The following is a 26,329-nucleotide window of genomic DNA, read 5'->3' on the forward strand; positions in this document are numbered from 1 at the left end:
ACAAAATGGATGCCACCTGTACAATACAGGATAGCATCCATGTGTTCAGCCTAGTTCATAAATATGTGTCCAGGATTCTGGGTACATATCATTCATACATATCAACATATGACATGTTATATATACTCTTTTGAATCTCCGTTTTGTTATTGTTTATTCTAAGTCTATACTTATTCAAAATTCTTTGTACTAAAGGCAGTTTAGAATATATTTTCTCTAAAGAGTCTGAAAAAAAAGTTAAATCATCAACATATCTAATGTATGACACACCATCACCTATTACATTGTTTATTTCATAATCTACACAGAGCATAAGCAATTCAGCTGATATAGTTGAAGAATACACGCCTGACACAATTCCTTTTGTTTGATTATTATTTATTTTCATATTATAGTAATCTAAAAAATCAAAATAAGTGTCACACTCTATATTCCCCTTATACGGCTCTACATCCTTAATTTTACTAAGATAATGTGTGTATACATTTGGATAAAAAGACTCTATATCGACTTTAACTGAATACAGTTTTGCCCCTTGCTTTTTTAAGTATCTTACATTGTTTTCTTCAAGTGCAAGTTGTCCCGTGTTTTTATTATTCTTTACAGCAAATATGCCATGTTCAATAATTTCTTCACTTCCGTCATATAGTTTATACACATTAAATAACTCATTAAATAATATATAAGAGTTTGAATTGCAAACATATTTATCAAACTCCGGTTGATTATATAATTTGCTAAAAAGTTTATCGTAAACAGCAATTGTATTATAAACAAATGTGCAATAATATTTTAAATTAGGAATTTGCATCTCTCTTAATGCACCATTTTTCTTAAATTCAAAAAAAGTTACAGGCTCTATACCATCATTAAATATATATGTCGGCGACTCAGTATTTTTGTATTCGGTTATTAGACCATCTACTTTGTAAAAATCTTCATATGCATCTTTATCTATATTTTCTATTACTTCTTTTATTGAGTTCTTCATATTTTCTATATCAAGAATCGGTGGCAAATCCTCATACCAATATCCTTCTATTAACAAGTCAATGTTCATTTTTTGTATTCTATCATTTTTATCTATCATCATCTTCTCCATAAGCAATTGTATTGTTAGTTATTTAATAAACGTAGCTTGTGAATATAATATCATTTTTCAACTATTTCTGCATTATCTTTATAGCATAATAAAGTATTATAAATATAATTGTTTTTGTTTCTCTAAATCTTTTTCTCCCCAATAGAGTAATCTATTCCTTAACGAAAAATCCAGCCCCCAGTTTTTTTCAACTGGATGCTGGATTTTTATATTACATAAAATCAAACAGCGACAGCTGATTTGTCTCCGGCATTCCGTCCAGGATGCCCAGCTCACTCATCTTCTCGATGGTTCCCTTGCCGATCTTTGCACGCTCATTGATCTCCTCCTTGGAGAGGAACGGCCCCTTCTGGGCGGCATCGTAGAGCTGCTGTGCAGCCTTCTCTCCCATTCCTTCTATGGATGCGAAGGATGGCATGATCTTGCCGTCTATTATCTGGAACCTGTCAGCCTTTGCCTTGTATATATCTATTGGAACAAAGTCGTAGCCTCTTGCGTACATCTCGAGAACTATCTTCAGATCCTTGAGCTTGCCCTCGTCCTTGGCTGATCTCTTGTTCTTGTCCACCTTGCTTATCTCATTGATATGGAAGAGAACTCTCTCCTTGCCAAAGCACATCATCTCGTAGCTGAAATCATCAGCTCTGATACTGAAGAATGCTGTATAGTATTCAAGCGGATAATTGACCTTGAACCAGGCAATTCTCCACGCCATCATGACATAAGCCGCCGCATGGGCCTTTGGGAACATGTACTTAATCTTCTGACATGACCATACGTACCAGTCCGGTACTCCGTGGGCAGCCATCTCCGCCTTCCAGTCATCCCATTTGTCACATTTGCCCTTGGCAACTATTCCCTTACGAACCTTCTCCATGATGTTGAAGGCAAGTCCGGCATCAAGTCCCATGTGTATCAGATAAACCATAATATCGTCACGACAACAAATGGCTGTCGATATGGTACACTTGCCCGACTTGATGAGCTCCTGCGCGTTGCCCAGCCATACATCGGTTCCATGCGCCAGACCCGCTATTCGCACAAGATCTGAGAAACATGTCGGCTTGGCATCTATAAGCATCTGCATAGCAAAGTCCGTTCCGAACTCCGGCACCCCCAGGCTTCCAAGAGGTATCCCATTGATATCCTCCGGTGTGATCCCCAGAGACTTCGTGCTGTGGAAAAGCTCCATGACATCCTTGTCGTCAAGTCTTATCTTCGTGGCATCAAGTCCCGTCAGATCCTCAAGTCGCCTGATCATGGTCGGATCATCGTGTCCAAGAATATCGAGCTTCAGCAGGTTATGATCGATTGAATGGTACTCAAAATGTGACGTTATGATATCCGATGTCACATCATTTGCCGGGTGCTGTATAGGTGTAAATGAATATATCTCCTCGTGTCTCGGGAGAACTATCATACCACCCGGATGCTGACCCGTAGTTCTTCTGACACCAGTACATCCAAGAGCCAGACGCTCCATCTCACACCTTCTCTTTGTAACTGTTGCATTCTCCTCAGCGTACTTCTTCGCGGATTTCTCATCCATTCCGGATGCCTTGGCCTCCGCCATAAGCTCCTCTTTGGAGTGATCCTTGAAATAATTGTACACATATCCAAATGCTGTCTTTTCCGCAACACCACCTACGGTTCCCGCCTTGAATGCCTTGCCCTTGCCGAAGAGTACCTCGGTGTATGCATGTGCCTTCGACTGATACTCACCCGAGAAGTTCAGATCGATATCAGGCTCCTTGTCTCCGTTGAATCCAAGGAATGTCTCGAATGGTATATCGTGTCCTTCCTTTATAAGCGGTGTTCCACAATTCGGACAGTCTCTGTCCGGCATATCACATCCGCTCATTCCCGAATACGACTTTACAAGCTCTGAATCAAAATCCACAAAGTGGCATTTCGGACAGATATAGTGAGCCGACAGCGGATTTACCTCCGTGATACCGGCCATTGTTGCGACAAATGAAGATCCAACCGAACCTCGAGAACCAACCAGATATCCGTGGTCATTGGAATCCCACACAAGCTTCTGTGCGATGATGTACATAACCGCAAATCCATTTGAAATGATGGAGTGCAGCTCCCTGTCAAGTCTCTCCTGAACCTGAGGTGGCAGGTCTGGGCCATATATCTCATGTGCCTTGGTATAACATATATCCGTAAGTGTCTGATCCGAATTCTCGATGATAGGAGGCGCCTTGTCCGGTCTGACCGGCTCTATCCTCTCTATCATGTCCGCTATCATATTCGTGTTTGTGATGACGACCTCCTTGGCCTTGTCACTTCCAAGATACTGGAACTCTGCCAGCATCTCCTCCGTGGTACGGAAATACAGCGGTGGCTGCATATCAGCATCGTCAAAGCCCTTGCTCTTCATGATGATCGCCCTGTATATATAATCCTCAGGATCAAGGAAATGCACATCACAGGTTGCGACCACTGGCTTGTTGAACATCTCTCCGAGCTCCACGATCCTCTTGTTGTATCCGATCAGATCGTCCATGGTCTTTGGATTCCTTGTATCCCTCGTCATGAATTCATTGTTGCCAAGCGGCTGTATCTCAAGGTAGTCAAACCAGTTGACCAGTCTCACTATCTCCTCATCCGACGCATCATCAACTATGGCACGGAACAGCTCTCCCGCCTCACAGGCAGAGCCTATTATCAGACCCTCTCTGTATTTGTTGATGAGACTCATCGGCATACGCGGCCTTCGCGCAAAATATGTCAGATGAGACTCAGATATGAGCCTGTACAGATTGACTCTTCCTATCTCGTTCTTTGCCAGGATGATTCCGTGATATGTCTTATCCTTTTTGATCGCATCAGGTGAGGTGCTTCCAAGGACATTTAGATCATCCATGGTCTTAACATCTCTCTCCTTCAGCATGTCGAGCAGCTTGAAGAATACTTTCGCCGTGGCCTCCGCATCGTCTATGGCTCTGTGGTGATGCGCATTCACGACTTTGAGTTCCTTACACACTCTGTCCAGAGTGAATTTTCCGAGCTCCGGCAGCAGTATATGGCTGAGCGTCATGGTATCCAGAACCGTGTTGTCGAACTTAAGTCCAAGCTCCTCCGCATTCATTCTCACAAATCCCGTATCAAATGACGCATTGTGGGCAACCACGATATCGTCACCGCAGAACTCCACAAATCTCGGCACGATCACATCGAACATCGGCGCATCCTTTACCATATCATCATTGATGGATGTGAGCTGTTCTATCTGGTATGGGATAGGCACACCCGGATTTATAAATTCCGAGAATGTATCTACGACCTCTCCGTCCTTCACCTTGACCGCACCGATCTCTATGATCTTGTTGTGCTTCTTGGAAAGTCCCGTTGTCTCTATATCAAATACCACGTATTCCGAATCAAGGCTCTGATTCCTTGAGTTCTTGACCAGATCCTTCAGGTCATCGACAAAGTAACCCTCGACACCATATATGATCTTGAAATCTTTTCTGAGTCCCTTTGTATGGTTTGCTATAGGGAAAGCCTGAACAACACCGTGATCCGTGATCGCTATGGCAGGGTGTCCCCAGTCGCTGGCACGCTTCACGATGGTCTCTATATCGACCACGCTGTCCATCTCGCTCATCTTGGTATGCATGTGAAGCTCGACACGCTTCTCAGGATATGTATCCATACGAGGTACACGGAAGTCCTGAATGTGCTTCATACCGAGCACTCGGCATATCATAACCTCCTTGGCATACGAGTCGAACTCGGCAAGGCCCTTCATCCTATAGAACTTACCCTTCTGTATCTCCTCGCGGTAGACCTCCATATCCTCAGGACTGCAGAACATCTTGAAGCCTATGGTGTCTGTGAAATCTGTTATATATCCCGTCAGTATGATCTTGCCATTTCGGAGCTCTCTCTCCTCAGTGCTCATGATCTGTCCGTGGATGACGACCTCTCCGATACCATCGTTGATGCTGGATATCTCAAGCAGCTTGCCCTCCACATCTCTTCCTATGAACACCTCTGGATCATCTGAATATCTTCGCCTTCTTCCGAACTTCTCCTTTTCACCGCCATTTTTCTGGCCTGAATCGCCGCCGGATGATGCAGGAGCAGCCTTCTTCTCATCAGGCTTGTGTCCCTCGCTCTTCTTATTCTTATCTTCCTTCTTCGACACTCCGAGCTTATCCTTGTCCACGGCCTTTCCATCCACGATGATGTCGCCATGATCCCTGAGGTTGTTCAATATGGCATCTATCTTCTGCTGCTCAACAAGTGCACTGGCTCTCCTCAGCTTCTCCTTGTCCGCCTCACTGTACTCAAATGCAACATTGACATTCAGGTCAAATCTCTCCTGGAACATCTCCTCCATATACGCCTTTATTTTCTCAGCGTGTATATGCGCTATCTTACTGTCCTCTATAGCTATGGTTATCGCGTCTCCGTCACAGTACAGTTCTCCTATCGATCTGGATATAAGCCTGTAGCCCACATTGCTGAATGATCTTATATCGTAGAGTATGCTGTCCTGATATGCTTTGACTATTGCTTCGAGATTGTACTGTGTAGAAAGTGTATAGTGCTCCCGTATCTGGACCGTATACCTTTTATTGCCAAATACAAACTTACGGATACACTCCTCCGCCTTTTCTATATTCGGTCTGCTTATTATATGTCTCGATCTTATGTCAACCTGCAGGATATTTTTACTGTCATATATCGTGACTTTTGTCACATACACCTCGGTGAACAGACCTGCAAGCTCCTTAGTCATCTCCACTCCGGGGAACACCGTCATGAAGAGCTCCGCCTGCTCATTTCCGGCATCTGAAACCGCCGTTGCAGAGCCATCACTGACCACGTCTTCGGCCTCGGCATCTTCCTCCATATCATCTGCGATATGCCAGTCCGAGTCGTGAACATCCGCCTGGGTGTACGATGCGCTCTCCTGCTGCATATCAGCATACATCTGGCTCTCATACATCTCCTGTTCAGCCATCTGGGCTTCATAATCCATCTGAGTCTGCATCTCATCGGCATACATCTGATCTATATTCTCTTGTTCCAAAATACGATCTTCGTTGTTCAATCCTATTCACTCCAATTATCTAACTCGCGCTTCAGCGCCGGTATAAATTCATCCTCACTGAGTTTGCCAACTATCTCACCCTTTTTGATGAGCAGTCCGCAGCCCTTGCCTCCTGCAATACCAAGGTCTGCCTCCTTGGCCTCTCCCGGGCCGTTCACCACACACCCCATAACTGCGACTTTAATATTGAGATGGTCATAGTCTGACACAAGCTTTTCAACCTTGTTTGCAAGTCCGATAAGGTCAATCTCAGTACGTCCACAGGTCGGACATGACACAAGCTCTACTCCACCCTTTCTGAGTCCAAGAGCCTTGAGAATAAGCTTTGCCGACAGGATCTCATCCACCGGATCTCCTGTCAGGGACACTCTTATCGTATCGCCTATTCCCTCATGGAGTATGATTCCAAGTCCCACCGATGATTTGATATTTCCTCTTGTGACGGTTCCTGACTCCGTGATTCCCACATGCAGAGGGTAATCTGTCTTGTCCGCGATGAGCTCATGGGCTCTCACGCACATCATAACATCAGACGACTTGATGCTTATGACTATGTTGTGATAGTCAAGCTCCTCGATCATGCGCACCTTGTCAAGAGCGCTCTCAACTATTCCCTCTGCGGTCACTCCGCCGTACTTCTCCACGAGATTCTTCTCCAGAGAACCACTGTTTACACCGACCCTTATAGGAATATTTCTCTTTCTGGCAGCCTCGACTACCTTTGCCAGCTTCTCCTGTCCTCCGATATTCCCCGGATTTATCCTGATCTTGTCCACACCATTTTCTATGGCCTTTATGGCAAGCCTGTAGTCAAAATGTATGTCGCCCACAAGCGGAATGTGGATCTGTTTCTTTATAGCCGGGATTGCATCTGCTGCAGCCTCATCGTTTATCGTACATCTGATTATGTCACATCCGGCCTTCTCAAGCTGGAGTATCTGTGCAACCGTAGCCTCCACATCGCTCGTCTTTGTGTTGGTCATGGACTGTATAAGTATCGGATTGCCTCCGCCTATAACCCTGTCACCTATGTGGATCTCTCTTGTCTTCATATATACTCACAGCGCCAGTACATAAGCACTGGCGCCTTTCCTCCTTCTTTAATTGTCTTTAACTGAAAAATACATTCTTTATATCATTGAACAATATTACGACCATGAGGATCATGACCAGCACAAATCCCACAAATGTGACTATGTTTTCCTTGTCCTTCGGAACCTTCCGCCTGGTTATAAGCTCGATCAGCAGGAACAGGAAACGTCCTCCGTCAAGTCCCGGTATCGGAAGCATATTCATGATTCCAAGGTTGGCCGAGAGAAGCACTATATAGTTCATCCAGTTGAGGAGAACCGTAAGGACATCGACCTTTGCAGCCTCATTGAACGTATCGTTCATGGACTTTGCCACACCCACAGGGCCGGACACCTCATCTGAGCTGACCTGTCTGGTGACTATGAGCTTAAGGCTCAGGAACGTGGCCTTGACCCAGTATCTGACCTCATAGGCAGAATACTTCATCAGCTCGCCAAAATTCTGTGGCAAGACATAACCGCAGCTTACGATTCCCACCTTATAACCTGCACTTGTCTCCACCGGATATACAGTCGTATCGTACACCGTGCCATCCTTCTTCTGCATCTTGAGGTCTATAGGAGAACCGTCCCCGTATATCTCAAGATATATCTGAAGCTCCCTGAAGTTCTTGATCTTGCTTCCGCCGATCTCAAGGACGGTATCTCCATCCTCTATCCCGGCCTGCTCCGCAGGATAAACTCCATTGAACTCCTTGACAACATCCGCATACTCGCTTTCCTTCGCCATCTCGCTGTCGTACACCCTGCCGATAGTCGCAGGATCTGTACCACAGAAGTGGATTATGACCGCTGAAAAGATAAATGCTATAACTATGTTCATGAACGGACCGGCAAGAACCTCCGCCATACGCACCCATATGGACTTCTTCTCAAATGCGTTCTCGTCATCCTCATGACCTTCCTCGCCTTCGCTTAGCAGCATACAATAACCGCCCAGAGGTATGAGTCTCAGTGAATACTGTGTATCCTTCTTGGTAAACGAGAAGAGCTTTGGGCCAAGTCCCATGGAAAACTCAATTACCGATATATGATTGATCTTTGCGACAATAAAATGTCCAAGCTCATGAAAAAATATTATCACACCAAATACTAGAATTATGAGAATTATGTTCAATCTACCACCTGCTTTCTACAAAATCATATACCCAGCGCTCAGTGTCAAGTATCTGTGACACGTCAGGGTTTTCTATAACTGTATGACTCGCCATACACTCCTCTATTATCCTGTATATATCGAGGAAGCGTATCTTCCTGTCAAGGAATTTTGCCACTGCGCACTCATTTGCCGCATTGAATACAGTCGGCATTGAACCGCCATCTGCTATGGCAGAATACGCATACTTTAATCCCTTAAATGTATCCATGTCCGGCTTCTCAAGAAGAATCGAGTTCATAGTCCAGAAGTCCAGTCTGTCACCGGCCATGTATCTTCTCTCCGGATAACACAAAGCGTACTGTATCGGAAGCTTCATGTCCGGAGTTCCAAGCTGTGCTATGACTGCGCCATCCCTGTACTCAACCATCGAGTGGATTATGCTCTGTGGCTGGACTACCACCTGGATATTCTCCGGCTTCACATCAAAAAGCCACTTTGCCTCTATAACCTCAAGTCCCTTGTTGACCATGGTTGCTGAATCTATTGTTATCTTTCTTCCCATACTCCAGTTTGGATGCTTGAGCGCATCCTCCACCTGAACATTCTCAAGAAATGCGGTATCCTTTCCCCTGAAAGGCCCACCTGACGCTGTGAGCAGTATCTTCTCCACATCACCGTGCACATTTCCCTGAAGGGACTGGAATATAGCGGAATGTTCGCTGTCAACAGGCAGTATCGCTACATTCTTCTCCGCCGCCAGCGGCATGATGATATGTCCCGCTGTCACCAGAGTCTCTTTATTGGCAAGTGCTATGTCCTTTCCCGCATTTATGGCTGCTATAGTCGGTCTTATTCCGATCATGCCAACTATTGCCGTGACAAGGATGTCTGATGACGAAAGCTCTGCTATCTCTATCAATCCGTCCATGCCCGCAACAACTCTTATGTCAGTGTCCGCAAGGTACTCTCTGAGTCTCGCAGCATTCTCTTCGCTCCATATTCCCACAACCTCAGGCGAAAACTCCCTCGCCTGTTTTTCCAGGAGCTCTATATTACTTCCGGCGGCAAGCGCCACTATATTCAGATCTTCCTGAACCCTAACTATCTCAAGGGTCTGTGTTCCAATTGAACCTGTAGAGCCAATTATCGCTACATTCTTCATGTTATCCTCCTGTATCCGAATTTACCGGATCATCTATCCGAATATAATAGGCAGTATCCAGTGAACCCACTGGGCACTGCCCATCATGTATCCTACAGCAGATATACAAGCAGATAATAAATTATCGGTGCTGTAAATATTATGCTGTCAAATCTGTCCAATATTCCTCCGTGACCCGGAATCAGCTTTCCGTAGTCCTTGATGTCGTTATTTCTCTTTATCGCAGATGCTGCCAGATCTCCAATAACCGCCGGAAGTGCACCGACAGCGCCGACAACTGCAAAAAGTAATGGCGCATAGTTCATGGTGTCTACATACTTATCAAACAGTATGCCAAACACTGCTCCGAATACACCTGCTCCAACGATACCGCCGATAAGACCCTCTATGCTCTTCTTAGGGCTGAGCACAGGTGCCATCTTGTGCTTTCCGAGGGCTCTTCCCACGAAGTAAGCACATGTATCATTTATCCATGAGCTGACAAATATCAGCAGGACAAGTACCAGTCCATGCTCCATGTTTCTTATGAGATATACAAATGACAGCATGACACTTACATAGAAGAAATCCATAAATGCCGCCATGATCTGTTTATCACTGTATGTTGGGAATGTCAGCACATACACAGCAAGCATAACCAATAAATATACGACCATCATAGGAACAATAATGTCCATACGATCCAGGTATATGGCTATATAATACAGAACTGTCGCCAGGTAACACACGATTCCCGGAGTCTTCTTGTTCACTCCGTATACTCTGAGCAGCTCCATATTGCCCACAAGGGATACCAGAGCCATAAGGCCGCATGTTACTATCCCTCCAAAATATAATGTGATGGCCAGTATCACTACCAGAACCGCACCACTTATCACTCTCTGTTTCATTAACTAATATCCTCCGGATAACTATTTTGCATCTCCGAATCTTCTCTCTCTCTTATTGTAGTACCTCACGGCTTCTATCAGAGAATCCATGTCAAAATCAGGCCACAGTGTATCTGTGAAATAAAACTCAGAATATGCAAGCTGCCATGGGAGGAAGTTGGATGTTCTCTCCTCACCGCTTGTCCTTATTAGCAGATCAGGATCAGGCACACCCTTTGTGTCGAGATATTCCGCAAACAGGCTCTCGTCAATGTCATCCGCACTGATCTTTCCCGCATCGGCATCCTTCATGATCTTCTTCACCGCCCTGACAATCTCATCACGTCCACCGTAGTTTATCGCTATATGGAACTGAAGTCCTGTATTCCCCGCAGTCTCCCTCTCCAGCTCATCCATCTTCTGAACTATATCCTCCGGGAGGCCCTCTCGCTTACCTATGAGGTTAACCTTCATGTTGGAGTTGTTAGATCTCTCTATACTGTCAACCAGGTACTTTCTGAAAAGATTCATGATACCTGTGACTTCCTCAACAGACCTCTTCCAGTTCTCCGTGGAAAAAGCATACACTGTAAGATACTTTATTCCAAGCTTATCGCAATTTTCACATATAGCCTCTAGAGCCTTCGCACCCTCTGCGTGTCCATAGTTTCTGGGAAGAAATCTCTTCTTTGCCCATCTGCCATTTCCATCCATGATCACAGCCACGTGCTCCGGCACATTAAGTAATTCTCCGTTAATTTCTCTCTTCATATTCTCTCCGCATTCCATTTGAGGGATACATCATATCCATGATTATTATACTGTCATGATCTCCTTGGATTTTGACTCAACAGCCTTGTCGATCTGACCAACGTACTTATCTGTGAGCTTCTGGATCTTGTCCTCGTTGTCCTTGAGCTCGTCCTCGCTTATGTCTCCGTTCTTCTCCATCTTCTTGATGGCATCGTTGGCATCACGTCTGATGTTTCTTATAGCGACCTTTGCGCCCTCACCCTTCTTCTTGATATCCTTGACGAGCTCTTTTCTTCTGTCCTCTGTGAGCTCTGGGAAGTTGAGGATGATGTTTCTTCCATCGTTGTTAGGTGTGATTCCAAGATCAGAATTCATGATAGCCTTCTCTATCTCCTTGACAAGTGATGGCTCCCATGGTGCGATGACCAGTGTTCTGGCCTCTGGAACAGTTATATTTGCAAGCTGCTGCATAGGTGTTGGAACTCCATAATACTCAACCTTGATCTTGTTGAGGATGTTAGGGTTCGCTCTTCCTGCTCTGATTGTAGCATACTCAGCCTCAAGATTCTCAACTGACTTCTGCATCTTCTCTTCGTACTGTGTTAACATGATTCATTCCTCCTGGATTATATATTTTTCTTATTATTTTCCCTTTTATTCCGCATTCACATATGTTCCGGTGAAACCGCCTGTAACGGCTTTCACTATGCTGTTCTCATCATTCAGGCCAAACAGCATCATAGGCATCTTGTTCTCCATGGCAAGAACTGCTGAGGCAAGATCTATTACTCCGAGCTTGTTGTCTACTATATCGCTCATCTTCATGCTGTCATACTTCTTAGCGTTCGGATTGGTCTTAGGATCACTGTCATATACTCCATCGATGGCCTTACCTGAAAGAATGACATCTGCCTGAACCTCTATTGCCATAAGCACTGTCGCCATATCTGTTGAGAAATATGGATGGCCGATTCCACCTGCAAAAAATACGACATCTCCCTGCTCCATATATGCGATTGCCTTGTCCTTGTCAAAAAGCTCAGTCATATTACCACATACAAATGGTGTCATGATGTGTGTCTTTATTCCGCAGCTTCTGAAGCTGTCCGCTGTGTAGATACAGTTCATGACAGTTGCCAACATTCCTATGGAATCCGCCTTAACTCTGTCCATGTTGTCTGAGGTTCTTCCTCTCCAGAAGTTTCCTCCTCCTATTACTACACATACCTGTATTCCCTTGTCTACTATCTGCTTTACCTGATTGGACACATCTCTGACTGTCTCCTCGTCAAAACCATGTTTCTTATCACCGGCAAGAGCTTCACCGCTCATCTTGAGCAGAATTCTGTCCATCTTCATATCGCGATCCATCCTTTGTGTTCATATTTTATTATTCATATTATATATCGTCATATCCTGGCATGATAACCCATGCAGACATCTGCCTGACGACCTGATTCATTATAGCACATACCCTTTACATTTCAAAGTAAAAAAGAAAGGCACATATCACTGTGTACACGTGCATATGATATGTGCCTTGCTGTTATGCTTATTTCTGTTATATGTCACCCGACATCCTGCTTTCAGATCCCAGATATCATCAATAGCCATCAGAATAATCTGACTCCGTCGATACAATGGAATCCACATCATCCTGAACTGTAAATGTATCAAGATCGAGCTGATTCTCACAGCCTGAATCATTGATGATGTTGTAGCTTATATTCTGTACGGTAGCTGACGGTGTATAATTCATGTCGTCGAACAGGAATCTGTGAAGTGCTGTGGCATTCGTTGCGAGATCACAGGCAACGACATAGCTCACCTCATCCATGGTAGGACTGGCGATGGTAAACGGGAATCCTGTTGTAGTAGACAGCTTGTAGTTGAAGCAGGATTTTGCCATATCAATGATCTCTTCCTCTGTAAGGCTTGATGCAACATCATCCACAACCACGTTGATACAATCAAGCAGCTTGGAGATTCCTGCTGTCTTTGCCGCCTCTATCATCTTAGAGATAACTGTTCTCTGTCTCCATGTTCTTGTTATATCACCCTCATCTGTACTTCTGATTCTGGAGTATGCTGTAGCCTGCACACCGTTCAGATGAACGACACCTGTGTCATATACATAATCTGAATAAATACCATTTACACCCATCTGCTCGTCAATACACTGGTTGAGCTTATAAAGCTCCTCCTCCTTCAGCTCTATATCAATTCCACCCAGGGCATCGATGGCTTCTGTGAGGGCTGTGAAATTGACTGCAACGTAATCTGTTATATTCAGGTCAAGGTTCTTATTTATCATATTGACAGCGCCCTGTGCTCCGCCGTATGCGTATGCATGAGCCGCCTTCTCGTATGACTGGCTGTCATTACAGAGCTCAAGGTAAGTATCTCTGTACAGTGAGAGAAGCTTGACCTCCTGTGTATCATTGTTGATGCTGCAGATGATTATACTGTCTGAACGCACTCCTTCGTCAACCATGCCTGCATCTCTGGTATCTATACCAAACAATGCGATGTTGGTGTATCCTGTCATCTTCTTGACTGTTTCTTCATCCAGATCCTCATTTATATGAGTGTCCTTCAGCTCTTTGTACTGCATCTTGTTATATGTGTTGTTGATGTACGCCTTCACAAACAGAACGCCTATGACTATGGCTGCAACAACCTCGATTGCAAGTATGATTCCCCATACTCTGTTCTTTTTCTTTCTCTTCTGATCCTTCATATCCTGCTCTTCTTCCGCATATTCATCTTCATAATATTCATCATCCGATGTATAAGCTTCCTCTTCTGATGCCGCATCCTCTTCATCGTCTGCGCCCGGTCCAAATGCGCTGTCGGAATAATCATCCTTTGCAATACCGGTTCTGCCATGATCATCTGAATAATCGTCGGCATCGTCATCGTAATCATCTTCATCGTCAAAAAGCATCTCTCCGGCATATCTGCCCTTAACACGCTTCATATCATCGTCATCATGACCACTCATTTTATTTCCCATATTTTTCTCCTAAATATCGAATGTATCTGTCAAAATTTAACTCATATAACAATACATTTTACTACAAATATCTCATCAATTCAACGGGATACACATAATTCACACATTTTTTATACTTGATCAGTCAGCCAGGATAAACTTGTCCACCACCGGCACAAGTCCGTCCTCGTCATTTGACAATGTTATATAATCGGCATGTTCCTTCACTATGTCCTGTGCATTTGCCATGGCGACTCCCACCCCGGCATACTCTATCATCGTGAGGTCATTATATCCGTCACCGCACGCCACAAGATCCTTTCTGTCCATATCAAGGACCTCAAGAAGCTTCTCAAGGGATGTTGCCTTGTGAACATTTGGCGGCATGATCTCCACAAAATATGGCTCCGAGCGGAATATATTAAGCTGATCACCGAACTTTTCTGCAAGCTCCTGCTCTATCTTCTCCGCCTTGTCAGGATCTGCGGTAAGAAGACATTTGTTGAGAGGAAAATCGATATATTCCCTGAAGTTATCTATCCTCATGATCTCCATATGATTGATACTTGCCTCAAATGTCATGTATCCGTCTATATCAGTTCCGGTTATAACTCGGTCTCCATCGTATGTCACCATTCCGCAGCCCGCTTTCAGACAGTAATCATATATATCCCTCACCACATCATTGTCAAGCACAGCCTGATATACCACCTCGCCGGTACTGTAATCGACGATCCTTCCGCCGTTGAAAGCAAGCACATATCCGCCAAATCTGTCAAGCTCTATGGTGTCTGCTATCTTCCTTATTCCAGGCAGTGGACGTCCCGATGCTATCGCAACGATATGCCCCTTCTCCTGTGCCTCTATTATTTTCTCCAGCGTTGCCGGAGTAATATCCTTCTGAGTATTTGTCAGCGTTCCGTCAATATCAAGTGCCAGTAATTTTTTACTCATTTTATCCTCCATAATGTTATAACATAATTTGCTATATATTTTCTCCTTGATGCTATATAATGTCAGAGTTAGGATGCCGTTACGCCATCCTGCCGCCCATTTCTGACTTTAGGAGAAATCACATGGATATAAACATATACGTTAATCAGAAAAAAATCAACCCTTTGTATCAGAAAGCCATCGCCGAGTACGTCAAGAGACTTTCTCCATACTGTACTCTGTCTATAGTATGTGTTGCAGGGAAAATTAAATGCACCTCAGGGAAAAACACCACAAACTACTGCATATCCGGCTCCGATACCATCTCATCTGAGGACTACGCAGCCCGCATCAACAGTCTGACTTCAAGCGGTACCTCAAAGATAAACTTCTACATAGGGTACGATGAATCACTCACAGCTGATATGGAAAATTTCTCTCTCTGTTCAGTACAGCCGTCCGCCGAGATGACTGCCCTCCTGCTGTCCGAGCAGACCTACAGGGCATACACTATCCTGAACAACATAACCTACCACAAATAATCCCTGTCAGCTCCGGCTTATGATCGCAAGCTGCTCCGCCAGCGTCACCCTTATGAGCTGATGCGGAAATGTCATATCCGACACGCTCATCCTGTAATCAGCCCTCCTCACTATATCTGCAGCAAGTCCAAGAGATCCCCCTATCACAAATGTAACCGTGTCATGTCCGCGCTCCGATGCCCTGCGGACCTGATCGGCAAGTCCTTCCGTGGTCGTCTTCTTTCCTTCTATACACAGTGCGATAACATAGTCGTCTCTCCCGATCACATGTCTCAGCCTGTCCGCCTCGGCCTCAATGATCATGGCATTTACCTTGTCGCCAGCCTTCTGAGGTATCCTCTCGTCAGGAACCTCGCATATCTCCAGACGCCCTCTCTTGTCGATCTCCTTCTTATATTCATTTAACATCTGCGTAAAATGCTGTTCCTTTATCCTGCCGACGCAGGCAATCCTGTATATCATATGAACTCCTTCAGATCAGGCCTGATCAGCCCTCATCCTGTCAAATATCTTCAGTTCTTCCTCTGTATTTTTCTGCGTGCACACACTTACTCCAATGGTGAACAGCAGACTCACTGCAAATCCAACCACGTCACCGCTGATACCCGAGTATGCCGCCAGGCTGCCTCCGTTCACAAACGGGAGATATTTCCACATAACAAATGTGAGTATTCCTGCTATTATTCCGGCATACATGCCTTTTCCGGTCGCATGCCTGTACGTCAGTGTACAGAAAAGAGGAGCCGCAAGTGCCGCCGCACACAATCCCCAGTTTTCGGCGATCATATGCTCTCTGTTGAATTCAACAAACTCTGCCACCAGGAAAATGCAGCATCCGGTCAGCACAACAACACCTATATCTATAAGAAGCTTTGCGATTCCACCGGCTCTTGAGATTGCCGGAACAAGCCCTCTTATATGTTCGCATATATTTCTCATGAACGATTCCAGCATTACGACAACCGCCGCTATAAACACCATAAGCGCGGCAAATCTGAACACATACGCATAGGTTCCCGTTCCAAGCAGCTTCTTGAGCATCAGGTTGTACACCTGGAATGAGTTCATATTTGCCCATGCCTTCTCAGGATAGAGCACCGGTACGACCAGAAGTGCCAGTATACAGCTTGAAAGTATTGTGAACCCTTCAAAGATTACAGCCCATATTCTTCCGACATCGAGCTCCTTGTTATCCCGGATATTTAAGACACCCTTGTACATCAGCGGCATGGCTATACATCCAAGTCCTACTCCCGTCATGGATATCGCACTTCCTATATCCACTGTTTTGCCATCGTAATACAGTATATTCAGATAAATGCTGGTTCCCCCTGCAAGCCTTGATCTCCTGTAATTGTCAAGTATCTCCCTCGCATCCATCCTGTAAAATACCAGTCCGATCATCGTCAGACATACGATTATAACCATTATGAACACTATTGTCTTGATTATTCCCATCAGCTTATTGTCAACCAGTATGGTGGCAAGGATGAGAAATGACACTATGATGGCAAGGCTTATGCTCTCCGGCATGTCCATAAAATAGGCGACAACCGATACGATAACCTTGAGAACAGACACCAGTATCAGGCCAAGCGTCACTATCCATATGACGGACACCAGATCTTTCAACTTCCATGACCCATATCTTGCTGCGAACAGCTCCGGAGCATTGTGTATCTTTTTAGGGGATATCTCAGCATACGAATTCATACGCTTTGACAGAAATATCCATCCGACAACATTGCCCACGAACAATCCCATGGCCACAAGGCACTGTCCTGCACCATGTATTACTATATTAATAGGCAGCAGAAATATGACCCACAATATTACATCATTGGCGCATACCTGCCCTGCGGTGGACACACCGCCACAGTTCTGCCTTTTGATTCCAAATACTCTCTTATCACTAAAAACAGACATGTATCAGCCACTCCATTCTTTTATCTGAATCTTCGTTATCATTTTTATATAATATACCCTGCTCATTCTACCACAGTTGAAGTTTTGCCGCCACCATCATATTTATTGTGACATTTGCCGAAATGTTACCATCAATTGCATTATTTTTTCAATAGTACAAAAACTAGTGATGTGTTATAATCTGAATCGTATGGGATTTTACATATTTATTACATATTTTTTACCTGTCCGAAACACAGGTAAAATTCATTTTACTCAGGAGGGCTATAATTTTGGATTTATTTTCTATTTTAACATTGCTCGGAGGCGTAGGTTTATTTCTGTTCGGAATGAATCTCATGGGTGCCTCGCTGAAGAATCTCGCCGGTGGCAGTCTGGAAAAGGTTCTTGAGAAACTTACAACCGGAAAAAATCAGTTCACGGGAACTATCAAGGGTTTTACACTCGGTACAGCCGTAACAGCCATCATTCAGAGTTCGGCAGCAACGACCATCATGCTCATCGGCTTTGTAAATGCCGGAATCATGAAGCTTGGGCAGGCCATACCTGTCGTGTTTGGTGCCAACATCGGTAGTACCGCGACCGCACAGATCCTTCGTCTTGGAGATCTTGCGGAGACTAATATTCTTCTTAAACTTTTAAAACCGTCATCATTTGCTCCTATCCTTATATGTATAGGTGCATTTATCATACTATTTACAAATAACAACAAGAAACGTGATATTGCAAGTATTCTTGTTGGTCTTGGAATCCTCTTCCTCGGCATGAATACCATGGAGGGTGTATTTGCGCCACTTAAGGAATCAGAGAGCTTCCAGAATCTGTTCACATCGTTTAATAACCCATTACTTGGTATTTTAATAGGACTTGTGCTCACAGCCATCATACAGAGTTCATCTGCATCAGTAGGTATACTCCAGGCCATTTCGTCCACAGGCGTCGTTACATACGGAACAGCCATTCCTATCATTATCGGTCAGAACATCGGTAAGTGTATGACCATTATCCTCGGGGGAATCGGTGCGAACAAGAAGGCAAAGAGAGTTTCTCTCTCATATCTTCTCTTTAACATATTCGGAGCTGTGTTCTTTGTTATTGTCATATACGGACTTCAGCTTTTCATAGACATGCCTTTCATGGACAAGGTCGTAAACCGTGGTAACATTGCAAACGTCCACTTCCTGTTCAACTTTATCATAAGCCTGATACTTCTGCCATTCTCCAATCAGGTGGCAAAACTTACAGGAAAGATCATCAGGGACGACGAGGAGTCCAAGATCGACAAAGAGCTCGCCACACTGGATCCGAGACTTATCGCTACCCCTTCCATCGCTATTTCACAGGCAAGAAATGTCATGTTTGCCATGGCTGACTGCATAAGAGAGAACTTTGCAATAGCATGCAGACTCATCAGTGATTTCAATGAAGAAGATGCCGCCAAACTCGAGGAGAATGAGGATTTCATAGACAAATGTGAGAGCTCACTCAACAACTTCCTCCTCAAGGTAACATCACAGAACAACATGTCCAGATCCGAACGACTTGATGTGTCTGAGCTTCTGAACAGTCTGAGTGATATGGAAAGGATTGGTGACCACTGTGAGAATCTTCTCGTTGTATCGAGAAATATAATAGATCAGAAGATAAACTTCTCAGATCAGGGAATGAATGAGATCCAGACAGCGCTCAAGGCGACTAACAATATTATTGATATGACTCTGAACGCCTTCAAGGAGGACGATCTTCAGGCAATATCAAGAATAGAGCCACTTGCACAGACCATCAGCGAGATAACAGAGCTTATAAAGGATCACCACGTTGTGAGACTTCAGATGGGCGAATGTGGTATCCCTGGAGGATTTGCACTGGTTGACATTCTCACAAGTCTTGACAGGATCGGAAGCCACTGTAAGAACATCGGCCTTCACATTGCCAAGAAGATCAGGGGTATCCATATGGACGAGATGCACGGACACATCTACATCACCGGATACAAGACATCTGAGGAATACAAGGCTCTGTATGCATATTATTCATCCATGTATGCCGATCCGATAACAGAAAGCTTTGATGCCAGCATCCGCGAACTCCGTGAGTTAACAACACCTGATGAACCTGATAACAAAGCTAAGGTTTCCGGCGACGAGCAAAAGAATGAGTCAAAGAACGACCAGAAGTCCGACCAGAAGAAAAAGTCATCAGCAAAAAACAAAGTAGCCGACAGGCACGAAAAGATAAAAGAAAAGATAAACGAGAAATATCCTGAAAAGGGTAAAAAGAACTCCAAGAAAAAGTAAAGGAATATAACAAACTGCTATGTGAAAAAGCTCTGCACAGATAATACACTGTGCAGAGCTTTTTCGTTATATTTATATTGTAGTTTATATGCCTGGTCTTTTAAACCATATCAGTCACGGCTGTAATTGACGATCATATAGCCATCTTCTATCTCTATCCTTGCATCCTCCGATACAACCCGGTTGCTCACTCCAAGGCTGTCTCCTATCTCAAATGTACGATTCTCCACGTTGTATTCAAACCCTGTAAGTGTTACCCCCGTGACACATCCACCGTACGGTATAAAAGATATATAATCGTATCCCTCCAGCCGGCTTATTCCGGCACTGGAATTTATCATGGTTATTACATTATGGTCATCCTCTATATACGCATTTACGCCTTTATCCGCACATTCCTTGAGTAGCCCTATGTTTGCCATTGTGTGATCAAGTCTTGTTCCTGTGGCCCCCGATATATAAATATCCGTAGCACCTTCCTCCATGGCATGCATGATGGCTACATGAGTATCCGTGAAGTCCTTGTGTGTGTCCAGATCAACAAACTGTATGGAGTGCATCTTTTTAGCCATCTTCCTGTACACGCCCACAGTCACCTTGCTGGCTGAATCGAAGTCACCCACGATCACATCCGGTACTATTCCTATCTTATTGCAGGTCTCTATACCCTTGTCCACAGCTATCACTCTGCTGCTTTCAAGGTGTCTGTCCATGATTCCCTGAAGTGAATACAGATCAACTCTGCCTCCGGATATTATAATATAACTCTTCATATCACTATTTGCCCTTTATTATCTATGCCTCATATTTCTCAAATACTTTGAGAAAGCTGCAGCTGTTCTCATAAGCATCACCGCCGAATACCGCAGAACCGGCAACTATGACATTTGCACCGGCTTCTATGACGTCACCCACATTCTTCAAATTGACTCCACCATCCACCTCTATATTGAGCTCAAGGCCTCTGTCATCTGCCATTTTTCTGACCTCAGCCACCTTTCTGAGTGCTGAAGGAATAAATGACTGTCCGCCGAATCCCGGATTGACACTCATAACAAGTACCATATCCAGATCGTCTATCACATAGTCAAGCACTGATACAGGAGTTGCCGGATTGAGTGCCACTCCGGCCTTCATTCCAAGCTCATGTATCCTGGCAACGGTTCTGTGCAGATGCTTACAGCTCTCTGCATGTACGGTTACCCAGTCAGCACCTGCCTTCCTGAAATCCTCAAGATATCTGTCCGGCTCCTCTATCATGAGATGCACGTCAAATATCATGTTCGTCTCTTTTCTGAGACACTTTATGACAGGCGCACCAAATGATATGTTCGGAACAAACGCACCGTCCATAACGTCAAGGTGCAGCGCAGGAACTTTCGCTCTGTCAAGCTCTGCAATGCCGTCCGCAATATGTGCAAAATCAACTGACAATAATGAAGGTGAAAGAATTATCATTACCATTTCCTCTTTTCTTTTAAGTCGTTATATATCATTACATAATCTTCGTATCTTATACGGCTTATCTCTCCGTCCGCAACCGCCTGCTTTACCAGACAATCCGGCTCACTGACATGATTGCACATGTTGAATCTGCACTTTCCCGTATATGCCGCAATATCCGGGAAATACTCCTTGAGATCCTCCGCCTCTATGGAATCAACATAGAGCGATGAAAAGCCCGGTGTGTCCATAATATATGTCCTGCCGCCAATGTGCATGAGCTCAGAATGTCTCGTGGTGTGCTTGCCACGCTTTATCTTGTCACTTATAGCGCCTGTCTGGGCCTCCGCCTCTGGCTTGATCGCATTGAGAGTAGACGACTTGCCGACTCCCGATGGCCCCGCAAACACCGTTGTGCGGTCTTTTATGATCTCCCTGAGCCTGTCTATGCCCTCGCCTTCCCTGGCGCTTATGAAGATTGTCTCATACCCGCTCTTGCTGTATGATCTGCAAGCCTCCATATTGTCCGGCGAAAGATCCGTCTTGTTAAAACAAATGATAGTCTCAACACCGCTTTTCTCCATGCTGACAAGGAATCTGTCAAGCAGGTTAAAGTTCGGCTCAGGCTCGCTCACGGCAAATATTATGATCGTCTGATCCACATTTGCCACAGCAGGTCTTATTAAAGAGTTAAATCTAGGCAATATCTCAACGATATTACCTAGATTGTTCTCAGGATCAAGTATCTCTATATTCACATTATCTCCGACAAGGGGCTTGATCTTTTTGTTTCTGAAGATGCCCTTCGCCTTACATTCGTACAAATGTCCATCCTCGGCGTCTATATAATAGAATCCACCGATTCCTTTGATTATCTTTCCTGATATGATATCTGCCACTACTAATTACTCTCCTGTGTAAATGTAGCGGACAAACCGCCCGTGTTAAAGCTTGATGTGACATCTATTCCCTCTGAATCCGTGATGGTCACAGAGAATGATCCCTGGTTGCTCTCAAGTCCTGTAGGACCCTCAACTCCATCTATATTGATAGGGAAGTCTCCTGCACCAGCCTTGCCGCTGTATACAGAGAATGTCTGTCTGCCTATTGTGTATGAGATGTCAACTGTCACACTTCCAAATGTATCAAAATCAAACTCTATATTCGATATTGAACCGCTGAAAGATACAGAGTATGTAACCTTCTGAGGTCCCTTACTGACAACATATGACACGGTAGTTCCCTCGTCAACCTCAGTGTTGACCTCAGGATCCTGTGATATTACCTGGCCTTCCTTCACATCATCGCTGTACTCATAGCTTGGATTGCCTACCAGGTTGACCTCCTGAAGCTTAGCTGCTGCATCTGCCTCAGACCTACCCTTGAGGTTAGGAACTGCGATCTTCTTAGTCTCCTTACCGTTACTGATGATTATCTTGACTGTTGAGCCCTCCTCAACCTCTGTTCCGGCAACAGGATCTGAGGATATTACATGATCCTTCTCAACATTATCATCGTACGCATAGCCATGTGTTACCTTAAGTCCTGCCTCCTCGAGCAATGTTGTGGCCTGACTGTCCTCATATCCGAGAACATTCGGCACCTTGGTCTTTTCCTTGCCAGATGACACGTAAATAGTTATCTGTGTATCCTTTGTTATGGATGTTCCATCATCTATACTCTGTGATATTACATAGCCCTTCTCAACTGTGGCATCTGTCTTCTCCACAAATGTATAGTTGGTGAAGCCATTCTTCTTCATCTGCTCCTCAGCCGCAGTCTTATACAGACCTACTACATTGACCATAGGTACTGTCTCTTGTGCAGTTGTGTCGTTCGCTCCCTCTGTGGTTATGACATCGGTGCTTCCCTCCGTCTTACCCTTACCGCCCAGAATATTCCAACCGGCTATCTTGCCTATGAGAAGTATGGCAAGTATGGCAAGAACTACCGCGATGGCAATACTTGATACCATGATTATCTTCTTAAGCCTTGGATCAAGCTCCTCTTCTCCATCGTATTCCTGCTCCTGTTCTCCATCATCTGCCACTGACTCGTCCGTATCATCCTCTTCATCGTCGTCATCTGGGAACAGATCGTCGAACTGTGACGGCGGCATAACTGGCACGTTAGCCTTGATCTCTGACGTTCTCGGACTTACAGGTGGAATCTCCGTAGTATCTGCCTTATCGACCTGTCTTCCGGTCTTGATCATCTCCATCTCCTGCTTTGTCATCTCAATGGTAGGGGATGTAGGAACGCTGGTCTTAGGCACTACTATACAATCTATATTAGGATTCTCTTTTACTCTGTTGAGATCAGCTATAAGCGCATTTGCTGTGAGATATCGTCTCTCCGGCTTCTTCTGTGTACACTTTTTTATGATCTTCTCAAGGCTTGTAGGTATATCCGGGTAATACTCCCTAGGTGATACCATCTCGCCCTGAATGTGCATCAGCGCTATAGCCACATTGTTCTCGCCTTCAAATGGAACATGTCCTGTGAGCATCTCATACATGGTGATACCGAGTGAATAAATATCACTTCTCTCATCTGAGAATCCGCCCCTTGCCTGCTCCGGTGATATGTAGTGAACACTGCCCATCGCATTTGTCGTGGTCGTGCTTGACGATGCGGCTCTTGCGATTCCGAAATCAGTAACCTTCAGCGTGCCGTTGTTCGACATGATGATGTTCTGAGGCTTTATATCTCTGTGTATCGTGTGATGCTCATGGGCTGCCTGAAGTCCCTGGGCTATCTGTATGGCAAAATCAATCGCCTGCATAGGCTCTATTCTACCGTGGGCCTGTATATATTCCTTGAGGGTGGTTCCCTCCACAAGCTCCATTACTATATAATATATTCCGTTGTCCTCACCGACATCGTATACATTCACAATATTAGGATGTGACAGCCCCGCCGCAGACTGGGCCTCTATCCTGAACTTTGTAACAAAATTAACGTCTGAGCTGAACTCAGGCTTAAGCACCTTTATGGCAACATATCTGTTTAACACATGACATTTTGCCTTATATACCTCTGACATACCGCCAGATCCAACCAATTCTATGATCTCATAACGACCGCTGAGCATCGTTCCCGGATTTAACATACCAATTTATTCCTCCCAATCTATCGCAGCTACAACGGCAGATATATTGTCCTTGCCGCCGTAGTAATTCGCTCTCTCCACCAGCTTCTCACCGACTGTCTTAAGATCATCCGACTCTGATACAATGTCCCGAATCTCGTCGTCCTCTATCATGTTCGACAAACCATCAGAACATAGAAGGATCTTATCATCCGCTGAAAGTTCTACTTCAAAGAAATCCGGAACCACATCATCACCTATTCCAAGTGCTCGGGTTATAATGTTCTTCTCTGGATGATTCCGTCCCTTATTCCTGTCGAGCTGACCATTCCTTATCAGCTCCTCAACCAATGAGTGATCAAGTGTGACCTGTCTTATCTCATTGTTAACTATATATAATCTGCTGTCACCTATATTCGCGACATACATGATTCCATCATCGATCACTGCAGCTACAAATGTCGTTCCCATACCTGCGTAATCCTCCGGATTGCTGAGCGCAAGCTTATACACCTTGTCATTGGCATATATTATCGCCCTCTTGAGCAGCGATACAGGATTGCTTATCTCGCTTTCACTTATATATTCAACTGCGGCTTCAATCGCCGTTCTGGATGCAACGTCCCCGGCCTTATGACCGCCCATGCCATCCGCAACTATGTACAGATTGCTGATAGCCCCTATTGGCTCATCTGTATAAAATATGCTGTCCTGATTCATGGAACGCTTTTTTCCAACATCTGTTATTCCAAATGATTTCATATATTCTCTCCATCAGCCTAAAATATTATCTGATACGCCACCTTGCCTATTTTAGCACAACACATAAAAAAGAACAAGACGAACTATTTATCCGTCTTGTTCTCCTCCTCATATTTACGGCGGAGCTGTCCGCACGCTGCGTCTATGTCACGCCCCATGCTTCTTCGCACCGTAGCTGTTATCTGGTTTCTTTCCAGAATATTTTTGAAATTCTCAATGGCGCTGTTATCCGCCCTCTCGTAATCCCTCTCCTTGATCGGATTTACGGGAATGAGGTTCACATGGCAGTTTCTTCCCCTTATGAGACGCGCCAGCTCGCATGCCTTCTCAGGGCTGTCATTCTGCCCTTTTACAAGAGAATACTCAAATGTTATCCTCCTGCCCGTCCTGTCAAAGTAATAATCACAGGCGTCCAGAACCTCTGCAATGCTGTATCTGTTGGCTATCGGCATGAGTGCCCTTCTGTCCTCGTCATTTGGCGCGTGAAGCGACAATGCAAATGTAATGGAAAGCCCCATATCCGCAAGCCTCTTTATCTCAGGCACTAAACCGCAGCTCGACACTGTGACATTTCTCTGGCTTATGTTCAGTCCATTCTCGTCCGTCAGCATCTCTATGAACCTGACAAGATTGTCAAAGTTATCCAGCGGCTCTCCTGTTCCCATCACGACCACATTTGACACACGCTCACCTGTTATCTTCTGGATGCTGTATATCTGTGACAGCATCTCAGACGCTGTGAGATTCCTCACCAGCCCGCCTATGGTCGATGCACAGAACCTGCAGCCCATACGGCAGCCCACCTGGGATGATATGCACACGGAATTGCCATGCTTGTACTTCATGAGCACGCTCTCTATGACATTCCCATCATGGAGTCTGAACAGGAATTTATTTGTGCCGTCATCCTCTGAAATGAGTCTGGTGACAACGCTCACACCATATATTCCATATTCATCCATCTTCTCTCTGAGGCTTTTCGGCAGATTGGTCATCTCCTCCGTTCCGTCCGCAAGCTTCACATGAAACCACTGATATATCTGCTTCGCCCTGAATGCCGGCTGACCGGCACCGGTGACCCAGTTCCTGAGTTCTTCCATATTCATTGATTTCAAATCCGGCTGTCTAATATCCTTATCTTCTCTATCCTTTACTTCCATACTCTGTCCAATCTTTTATACATGTTCTAT

Annotated in this window: 21 protein-coding genes; 2 read left to right on the top strand and 19 right to left on the bottom strand. The window is 44.8% G+C overall.

Features of this window, described 5'->3' with window-relative positions; translation table 11 throughout:
• Positions 1 to 88 precede the first annotated feature (88 nt).
• From OCV54_RS11545 to OCV54_RS11595, 11 genes are all read right to left on the bottom strand, one after another.
• Positions 89 to 1,090 (bottom strand): RNA-directed DNA polymerase, encoded by a 1,002-nt coding sequence (locus tag OCV54_RS11545; protein WP_055224108.1) that lies wholly within the window; start codon positions 1,088 to 1,090, stop codon positions 89 to 91.
• Positions 1,091 to 1,313: 223 nt separating this feature from the next.
• Positions 1,314 to 6,131 carry a PolC-type DNA polymerase III gene (locus OCV54_RS11550; RefSeq protein ID WP_082431327.1) on the bottom strand — a complete coding sequence of 1,606 codons (4,818 nt, stop codon included), beginning with the start codon at positions 6,129 to 6,131 and terminating at the stop codon, positions 1,314 to 1,316.
• Positions 6,132 to 6,178: 47 nt separating this feature from the next.
• Positions 6,179 to 7,228, bottom strand: a complete 1,050-nt coding sequence (gene ispG, locus OCV54_RS11555; RefSeq protein ID WP_022216771.1) for a flavodoxin-dependent (E)-4-hydroxy-3-methylbut-2-enyl-diphosphate synthase — start codon at positions 7,226 to 7,228, stop codon at positions 6,179 to 6,181.
• Between the two features lie 58 nt (positions 7,229 to 7,286).
• Positions 7,287 to 8,384, bottom strand: coding sequence for a M50 family metallopeptidase (locus OCV54_RS11560; protein ID WP_055144682.1), 1,098 nt, complete (start codon positions 8,382 to 8,384; stop codon positions 7,287 to 7,289).
• 1 nt (position 8,385) lies between these two features.
• Entirely contained in the window at positions 8,386 to 9,528 is a 1,143-nt protein-coding gene (dxr, locus tag OCV54_RS11565; RefSeq protein WP_055224111.1) for a 1-deoxy-D-xylulose-5-phosphate reductoisomerase, read from the bottom strand.
• 92 nt (positions 9,529 to 9,620) lie between these two features.
• On the bottom strand, positions 9,621 to 10,418 hold the full coding sequence (locus OCV54_RS11570) for a phosphatidate cytidylyltransferase (RefSeq protein WP_055224113.1): 798 nt from the start codon (positions 10,416 to 10,418) through the stop codon (positions 9,621 to 9,623).
• Between the two features lie 21 nt (positions 10,419 to 10,439).
• Positions 10,440 to 11,168: an undecaprenyl pyrophosphate synthase gene (locus OCV54_RS11575; protein WP_055224115.1), complete on the bottom strand. Its 729-nt coding sequence runs from the start codon at positions 11,166 to 11,168 to the stop codon at positions 10,440 to 10,442.
• 45 nt (positions 11,169 to 11,213) lie between these two features.
• Entirely contained in the window at positions 11,214 to 11,759 is a 546-nt protein-coding gene (gene frr, locus OCV54_RS11580; protein ID WP_015534829.1) for a ribosome recycling factor, read from the bottom strand.
• Positions 11,760 to 11,804: 45 nt separating this feature from the next.
• Positions 11,805 to 12,503, bottom strand: coding sequence for a UMP kinase (pyrH, locus tag OCV54_RS11585; RefSeq protein WP_055145001.1), 699 nt, complete (start codon positions 12,501 to 12,503; stop codon positions 11,805 to 11,807).
• Between the two features lie 250 nt (positions 12,504 to 12,753).
• Positions 12,754 to 14,166, bottom strand: coding sequence for an LCP family protein (locus OCV54_RS11590; RefSeq protein WP_022216776.1), 1,413 nt, complete (start codon positions 14,164 to 14,166; stop codon positions 12,754 to 12,756).
• Positions 14,167 to 14,286: 120 nt separating this feature from the next.
• Positions 14,287 to 15,099, bottom strand: coding sequence for a Cof-type HAD-IIB family hydrolase (locus tag OCV54_RS11595; RefSeq protein WP_055224117.1), 813 nt, complete (start codon positions 15,097 to 15,099; stop codon positions 14,287 to 14,289).
• Between the two features lie 122 nt (positions 15,100 to 15,221).
• Here OCV54_RS11595 and OCV54_RS11600 point away from each other — a divergent pair, with 122 nt between their 5' ends.
• Entirely contained in the window at positions 15,222 to 15,620 is a 399-nt protein-coding gene (locus OCV54_RS11600) for a 23S rRNA (pseudouridine(1915)-N(3))-methyltransferase RlmH (RefSeq protein ID WP_015534825.1), read from the top strand.
• Positions 15,621 to 15,626: 6 nt separating this feature from the next.
• Here OCV54_RS11600 and OCV54_RS11605 read toward each other — a convergent pair whose 3' ends face one another.
• Complete coding sequence (locus tag OCV54_RS11605) at positions 15,627 to 16,082, bottom strand: 23S rRNA (pseudouridine(1915)-N(3))-methyltransferase RlmH (RefSeq protein WP_015534824.1); 456 nt, start codon at positions 16,080 to 16,082, stop codon at positions 15,627 to 15,629.
• A 15-nt stretch (positions 16,083 to 16,097) separates the two neighbouring features.
• Positions 16,098 to 17,546: an SLC5/6 family protein gene (locus OCV54_RS11610; RefSeq protein ID WP_055224119.1), complete on the bottom strand. Its 1,449-nt coding sequence runs from the start codon at positions 17,544 to 17,546 to the stop codon at positions 16,098 to 16,100.
• 272 nt (positions 17,547 to 17,818) lie between these two features.
• Here OCV54_RS11610 and OCV54_RS11615 point away from each other — a divergent pair, with 272 nt between their 5' ends.
• Entirely contained in the window at positions 17,819 to 19,843 is a 2,025-nt protein-coding gene (locus OCV54_RS11615; protein WP_242859654.1) for a Na/Pi cotransporter family protein, read from the top strand.
• A 110-nt stretch (positions 19,844 to 19,953) separates the two neighbouring features.
• Here OCV54_RS11615 and OCV54_RS11620 read toward each other — a convergent pair whose 3' ends face one another.
• From OCV54_RS11620 to rlmN, 6 genes are all read right to left on the bottom strand, one after another.
• The gene (locus tag OCV54_RS11620; RefSeq protein WP_055224121.1) at positions 19,954 to 20,616 is read right to left on the bottom strand and encodes a thiamine diphosphokinase; all 663 of its coding nucleotides are present in this window, start codon (positions 20,614 to 20,616) and stop codon (positions 19,954 to 19,956) included.
• A 22-nt stretch (positions 20,617 to 20,638) separates the two neighbouring features.
• Complete coding sequence (rpe, locus tag OCV54_RS11625) at positions 20,639 to 21,301, bottom strand: ribulose-phosphate 3-epimerase (RefSeq protein ID WP_055224124.1); 663 nt, start codon at positions 21,299 to 21,301, stop codon at positions 20,639 to 20,641.
• Entirely contained in the window at positions 21,301 to 22,173 is an 873-nt protein-coding gene (gene rsgA, locus OCV54_RS11630) for a ribosome small subunit-dependent GTPase A (protein ID WP_055224231.1), read from the bottom strand. Before rsgA ends, rpe begins: the two co-directional genes overlap by 1 nt.
• 14 nt (positions 22,174 to 22,187) lie before the next feature.
• Positions 22,188 to 24,398: a Stk1 family PASTA domain-containing Ser/Thr kinase gene (gene pknB / locus OCV54_RS11635; RefSeq protein WP_055224126.1), complete on the bottom strand. Its 2,211-nt coding sequence runs from the start codon at positions 24,396 to 24,398 to the stop codon at positions 22,188 to 22,190.
• Between the two features lie 6 nt (positions 24,399 to 24,404).
• On the bottom strand, positions 24,405 to 25,139 hold the full coding sequence (locus tag OCV54_RS11640; RefSeq protein WP_015534819.1) for a Stp1/IreP family PP2C-type Ser/Thr phosphatase: 735 nt from the start codon (positions 25,137 to 25,139) through the stop codon (positions 24,405 to 24,407).
• Positions 25,140 to 25,222: 83 nt separating this feature from the next.
• The gene (gene rlmN / locus OCV54_RS11645) at positions 25,223 to 26,299 is read right to left on the bottom strand and encodes a dual-specificity RNA methyltransferase RlmN (RefSeq protein ID WP_015534818.1); all 1,077 of its coding nucleotides are present in this window, start codon (positions 26,297 to 26,299) and stop codon (positions 25,223 to 25,225) included.
• Between the last annotated feature and the right edge of the window lie 30 nt (positions 26,300 to 26,329).

Origin of the sequence: Coprococcus aceti (genome assembly GCF_025567285.1) — a bacterium.
In the GTDB taxonomy this organism is placed as follows: Bacteria; Bacillota; Clostridia; order Lachnospirales; family Lachnospiraceae; genus Coprococcus; species Coprococcus aceti.

Coding starts and splice junctions, on each gene's coding strand:
- OCV54_RS11545 (WP_055224108.1), bottom strand. CDS start 1,090: ATGATAGATAAAAATGATAGAATACAAAAAATGAACATTGACTTGTTA.
- OCV54_RS11550 (WP_082431327.1), bottom strand. CDS start 6,131: ATGTATGCCGATGAGATGCAGACTCAGATGGATTATGAAGCCCAGATG.
- ispG (WP_022216771.1), bottom strand. CDS start 7,228: ATGAAGACAAGAGAGATCCACATAGGTGACAGGGTTATAGGCGGAGGC.
- dxr (WP_055224111.1), bottom strand. CDS start 9,528: ATGAAGAATGTAGCGATAATTGGCTCTACAGGTTCAATTGGAACACAG.
- OCV54_RS11570 (WP_055224113.1), bottom strand. CDS start 10,418: ATGAAACAGAGAGTGATAAGTGGTGCGGTTCTGGTAGTGATACTGGCC.
- OCV54_RS11575 (WP_055224115.1), bottom strand. CDS start 11,168: ATGAAGAGAGAAATTAACGGAGAATTACTTAATGTGCCGGAGCACGTG.
- frr (WP_015534829.1), bottom strand. CDS start 11,759: ATGTTAACACAGTACGAAGAGAAGATGCAGAAGTCAGTTGAGAATCTT.
- pyrH (WP_055145001.1), bottom strand. CDS start 12,503: ATGGACAGAATTCTGCTCAAGATGAGCGGTGAAGCTCTTGCCGGTGAT.
- OCV54_RS11590 (WP_022216776.1), bottom strand. CDS start 14,166: ATGGGAAATAAAATGAGTGGTCATGATGACGATGATATGAAGCGTGTT.
- OCV54_RS11595 (WP_055224117.1), bottom strand. CDS start 15,099: ATGAGTAAAAAATTACTGGCACTTGATATTGACGGAACGCTGACAAAT.
- OCV54_RS11600 (WP_015534825.1), top strand. CDS start 15,222: ATGGATATAAACATATACGTTAATCAGAAAAAAATCAACCCTTTGTAT.
- OCV54_RS11605 (WP_015534824.1), bottom strand. CDS start 16,082: ATGATATACAGGATTGCCTGCGTCGGCAGGATAAAGGAACAGCATTTT.
- OCV54_RS11610 (WP_055224119.1), bottom strand. CDS start 17,546: ATGTCTGTTTTTAGTGATAAGAGAGTATTTGGAATCAAAAGGCAGAAC.
- OCV54_RS11620 (WP_055224121.1), bottom strand. CDS start 20,616: ATGAAGAGTTATATTATAATATCCGGAGGCAGAGTTGATCTGTATTCA.
- rpe (WP_055224124.1), bottom strand. CDS start 21,301: ATGATAATTCTTTCACCTTCATTATTGTCAGTTGATTTTGCACATATT.
- pknB (WP_055224126.1), bottom strand. CDS start 24,398: ATGTTAAATCCGGGAACGATGCTCAGCGGTCGTTATGAGATCATAGAA.
- OCV54_RS11640 (WP_015534819.1), bottom strand. CDS start 25,139: ATGAAATCATTTGGAATAACAGATGTTGGAAAAAAGCGTTCCATGAAT.
- rlmN (WP_015534818.1), bottom strand. CDS start 26,299: ATGGAAGTAAAGGATAGAGAAGATAAGGATATTAGACAGCCGGATTTG.